Genomic DNA, 3,166 nt, shown 5'->3' with positions numbered 1-3,166 from the left:
TTGGCAATTTGCCGCCACTTCTGTCAAATGATGGGTGGTGAAATTTTTGTAGAAAGTAAGGTCGGACAAGGTTCTACTTTCACTGTTTGCTTACCTGTGGGTATTGTTGATGAAAGTTTGCCAGCTTCCTGCACCGCCAACTTAGCCAATTAGTAGCTAATTTGCAGAGTTACAAAAGCTTGTACCTGTCGCTCTCCTCCTATGACTGGGGTGACGGCAATATTAGCTGAACGTGCTGCAAAATCGGCATTGACTGGTGGCGGTAAAAATCTGTCTGAGTCGATTTGAATGTTGATAATATCCCGGCGAGTGAAATTCAAAGCACCCAAAGCTGCTTCTGCTTGCTTTTGACCATCCTGAATGGCGTTGCGGATAGCTTGTTGTCGAGCAGTTGCAATGGTATCATCGGCGGCGACAAAATTAATCTCGTTAATTCGAGTCGCTCCCGCTTGGACTGCTTCATCGAGTAGTCTACCGGATAATTCGGTATTAATGCGAAAGCTGACAATATTGCTGCCTATATATCCGGTGAAGCGTTGCACTCCGTCGCGATCGGAGCTATAGGTGGGATTGAGGGTAATGCTGGTGGTTTGTAATTTTTCGACATTGCGCGATCGCAATAGCGTTACAATGGCAGACGATCGTCTCGCCAACTCCTGTTGTACTTCACCTGCGGTTTTCCCCTGCACCTCAACACCCAGGCTCACCTGAGTTATTGTTGTAGGGATAGTTACCGTTCCCTGACCCGTTACGGTGAGAATTCTGGGTTTTGGTTGCTCTTGCGCCAAAACTGGGTCGATAACCATACCCAAAGCTAAAGATAAAGCTATAAAATAGCTCCACATATTAAACTGAGAACGAAACCGCAACATTTGAGGCATAATTTTGTACAGAGTAAACCCAATCTAAAATGCCTAAATTAATTAATACCATCACTTTCCACTAGAGCTTAACTCTTTCTGAGTTGCTAAGCTTTTCTTCAAATCAGAACATTTTTATTTGTTTCCCCCTCTGCCCCTAACCCCTAGCCCCGACGCCCTAGCCCCTGCACATGACCACAACAACCACCGACTTTCTCAGCCATCTCAACCCCTCTCAACGTCGCACCGTCGAACATTTTTGCGGCCCATTGCTTGTTGTGGCTGGGGCTGGTTCCGGCAAAACGCGAGCGCTGACATATCGAGTTGCCAATCTCATCCTAAAACACAAAGTCGATCCGGAAAATATCTTGGCTGTCACTTTTACCAATAAGGCGGCGCGGGAGATGAAAGAACGGATTGAAAAGTTATTCGCCGTACAGATAGCTGAAAGAGAGACTGGTAAATCGTTTGAGTCGCTTTCGGGAGAAGAACAGACGAGATGGCGATCGCAAGTTTACAAAACTTACATCAAACCCTTGTGGGTTGGCACTTTCCACAGTCTTTGCGCTCGCATTCTCAGATACGATATCGAAAAATACCAAGACGAAAAAGGACGCAAGTGGAATCGCAACTTTTCTATCTTTGACGAATCCGATGTCAAAATCTTGATTAAAGAAATTGTCGTCAAACAACTCAACTTGGACGATAAGAAATTCGATCCGAACTCGGTTCGCTACGCCATCAGCAACGCCAAAAACCAAGGCTTATCACCCCAAGAATACGAGCGAGATCAGGCGAACTTTCGCGGTAGAGTGATAGCCCAAGTTTACAGCATCTACCAAGATAAACTCGCCGAAAATAACGCCCTCGATTTTGATGACCTCATCTCGGTTCCCGTCCATCTGTTTGAACAAAACGAGACAGTCTTGGGTTACTGGCATCGCAGATTTCAACATATTCTAGTCGATGAATATCAGGACACCAATCGCACCCAATACGACTTGATTCGTCTCTTGGTAACTAACGGCGAAAACCCCAAAAAATTCAATAATTGGCAAAATCGTTCTGTGTTCGTCGTTGGCGATGTTGACCAAGCGATTTACTCGTTCCGCATGGCAGACTTCCGGATTTTGTTGGAATTTCAAGAAGACTTTGGCGATGGTTTGGCAGATGAAGACACGCGCACGATGGTGAAGCTGGAAGAAAATTATCGTTCGAGGGAAAACATCCTGCAAGCGGCGAATCAGCTAATTGAAAATAACACCCAACGCATCGATAAAATTTTGCGTCCTACACGCGGACATGGAGAACCGATTTACCTTCATCGCGCTGAGGACGAACTCGACGAAGCTGAGTTTGCCGTGCAGCAAATTCGCCAACTAGAACGCCAGCACGATGAATTAAACTTGGGTAGTTTCGCGATTCTTTATCGCACAAATGCCCAATCTCGACCGTTTGAAGATGCCTTGCTGCGCTGGGGTATTCCCTACACAATGGTTGGCGGTTTGAGGTTTTACGATCGCAAAGAAATCAAAGACGCAATGGCATATTTGCGGTTAATTGTCAACCCAGCCGATACAGTTAGTTTGGTGCGCGTAATTAACACACCCCGACGCGGTATTGGTAAAACCACAATAGACGCACTACTCAATGCCGCACAGGAATTAGGTGTGCCTTTGTGGGAAATTATCAGCGACGAAACATCGGTAAGTACATTAGCCGGACGTGCAGCCAAACAAATTAACAGCTTTGTGCAGCTAATTCAGAAATGGCAGCAGCAAATGGAAGTACAGACGGCATCGCAAATCGTGCAGGGAATTATGGAAGATTCCGGTTATATTGACGATTTGAAAAAGCAAGGCACCGATGAAGCGCAGGACAGATTGCAAAACGTCTTTGAATTGTTTAACGCCGTGCTGCAATTTGAAGAAGAAAATCAGGACGCCAATCTGGAAAGTTTCTTAGCAAATGCTTCGTTAGCATCAGATTTAGATAATGTGAAAGAAGGACAAAAAGCAGTTTCTTTGATGACGCTGCACTCTGCCAAAGGGTTAGAATTTCCAGTCGTATTTTTGGTAGGATTGGAACAGGGATTGTTGCCGCACTTCCGCAGTTTGGACGATCCGGCAACACTGGAAGAAGAGCGACGTTTGTGTTATGTTGGCATCACTCGCGCCCAAGAGAGATTATATCTGAGTCACGCACAAGAACGGCGCTTATGGGGCGATCGCGCACCCGCGATCAAATCGCAATTTTTGGAAGAATTGCCGGTTGAGTTATTAAGTGGTAAAGTCGGAGCGACGATT

At 45.8% G+C, this 3,166-nt stretch carries 3 protein-coding genes; 2 read left to right on the top strand and 1 reads right to left on the bottom strand.

From position 1 onward, the window contains the following. Positions 1–153, top strand: a complete 153-nt coding sequence (locus H6S82_RS34175) for an ATP-binding protein (RefSeq protein ID WP_277926571.1) — start codon at positions 1–3, stop codon at positions 151–153. Here the strand turns inward: H6S82_RS34175 and H6S82_RS26065 are convergent. Then, positions 150–881, bottom strand: coding sequence for an SIMPL domain-containing protein (locus H6S82_RS26065; RefSeq protein ID WP_190474403.1), 732 nt, complete (start codon positions 879–881; stop codon positions 150–152). The genes H6S82_RS34175 and H6S82_RS26065 overlap by 4 nt on opposite strands. Before the next feature lie 170 nt (positions 882–1,051). On the opposite strand from H6S82_RS26065, the gene pcrA reads away from it, so the two are divergent. Next, positions 1,052–3,166: DNA helicase PcrA (gene pcrA, locus H6S82_RS26060; RefSeq protein ID WP_191056943.1), on the top strand; the 2,115-nt coding region annotated here is incomplete at its 3' end.

It is taken from the genome of Planktothrix sp. FACHB-1355, assembly GCF_014748295.1.
GTDB classification, from domain to species: domain Bacteria; phylum Cyanobacteriota; class Cyanobacteriia; order Cyanobacteriales; family Aerosakkonemataceae; genus Aerosakkonema; species Aerosakkonema funiforme_A.
Note: the sequence above shows the minus strand (reverse complement) of the source record. Positions and strands in the feature narration are given on the sequence as shown.

Excerpts from the sequence above, each read along its gene's own strand:
- H6S82_RS26065 (WP_190474403.1), bottom strand. The coding sequence starts at position 881 with ATGCCTCAAATGTTGCGGTTTCGTTCTCAGTTTAATATGTGGAGCTAT.